At 64.2% G+C, this 1,474-nt stretch carries 2 protein-coding genes; both read left to right on the plus strand.

The window, feature by feature from the left end; translation table 11 throughout:
- Nucleotides 1-879, plus strand: an 879-nt coding sequence (gene glk / locus ACXJL8_RS40880; protein ID WP_456687019.1) for a glucokinase, incomplete at its 5' end; no start/stop codon positions are given.
- Between the two features lie 142 nt (nt 880-1,021).
- Entirely contained in the window at nt 1,022-1,228 is a 207-nt protein-coding gene (locus ACXJL8_RS40885; protein ID WP_456687020.1) for a hypothetical protein, read from the plus strand.
- Nucleotides 1,229-1,474: the final 246 nt, after the last annotated feature.

Here is a 1,474-nt window from a genome sequence, read left to right on the forward strand (position 1 = left end):
AAGGTCGCCGACTTCCCGACGGTCCGGGAGGCCATTGTCGATGTCCTCGCGCGACGGTCCGCCGGCGAGCAGCCCAAAAGAGCCGTCTTGGCCGTCGCCGGACCCGTGACCAACAACCGCTGCGTCATGACCAACAGCCCGTGGGTCATCGACGGCAACGAGCTCCAGCCGACGCTCGGCCTCGACAGCGCGCACGTGCTCAACGATTTCGAGGTGGTGGCCTGGTCGCTGCCCGCCTTGCAGCCCGCCGACCTGATTCCGCTTGGCGGCCAAGGCGGCTTAGAAGGCGGCTTGGCCGGAGAACCGTTGCTGGTGGTCGGGCCCGGGACCGGGTTTGGCGTCTCCTGCCTGGTTGAACGCCATGGTGCCCGGCTGGCCGTCGTTACCGAGGCCGGCCACGCCACCCTGCCGGCGGAGAACGAGCGCGAGGAACGCGTGATCGCGTGCTTGCGCCGGCGCCTCGGCCACGTCTCGATCGAGCGTGGCGCGCTCTCCGGTTCCGGCCTTCAGAGCCTCTACGAGGCGCTGGCCGAGGTCGACGGCGCTCAGGTGCCGCACCGCGATGCCGCTGCCATCACCAAGGCGGCCCTGGAGGGCAGTTGCGAACTCAGCCGCGCAACGCTGGACATGTTTTGCGCCATCCTCGGCTCCGTCACGGGCAATCTCGCCGTGACCTTCGGCGCCCGCGGCGGTGTCTATATCGCCGGCGGGATCGTGCCGCGCTTCCCGGAATTCCTTGTCGCCTCCGCATTCCGGGCGCGCTTCGAAGCCAAGGGACGCTTCCAGGACTATCTCCGCAACATCCCGACCAGGCTGGTCACGAAGCCCGATGCGAGCTTCGTCGGCCTGAAGATGTTTGCCGACCACAATCCGGATTGAGCCGGCGCACAACGCCCGGCCGGCCCCCTCAAGGTCTGCAATTCACAGGTGATTGCGGTTCCACGCAGCATGACACTTGCCCGTTTGTTTCTGATGGGAAACAATCAATCCGTGTGTGGCGTATCTGTACGGGGGGCGTGACATGCGTAAGCAGAACAATATTGGGTTCGACTATCACCGCTATCACCGCCTGCTGACCGAGGCGGACGACGAGGACAAGCGGCTGGCCCTGATCGAGCTGTTGATCGAGGAAAAGGCCAGAGATCGGCTGGCCGAGCAGCGCGCCTCGGATCGTGCCGCCATGACGGCCCATACCATTGYCAATGTGCTGAAGGCCGGCCGCCACTGAGACCGGTCGTAACGACTGCTGCTCGCAGCGATCACGCGTCCATTGCGATTCTGTTAACGATCCCTCGCAAGCCCGCATAAAACTTTTTGCTCTAAGAGTTCCCTCACCTGATGCAATTCAGGTCAACAAAAGGGGGGAATGAACATGAGCATGATTTCACTCGCCGCGATGCCGGCCGCTGTCGAAACGCGTCTTGCCGATTCTTCGTTCAAGACCATCCTGCTGATCTGCTGCGCAGGCCTGGCC

It is taken from the genome of Bradyrhizobium sp. P5_C11_2, from assembly GCF_054049755.1.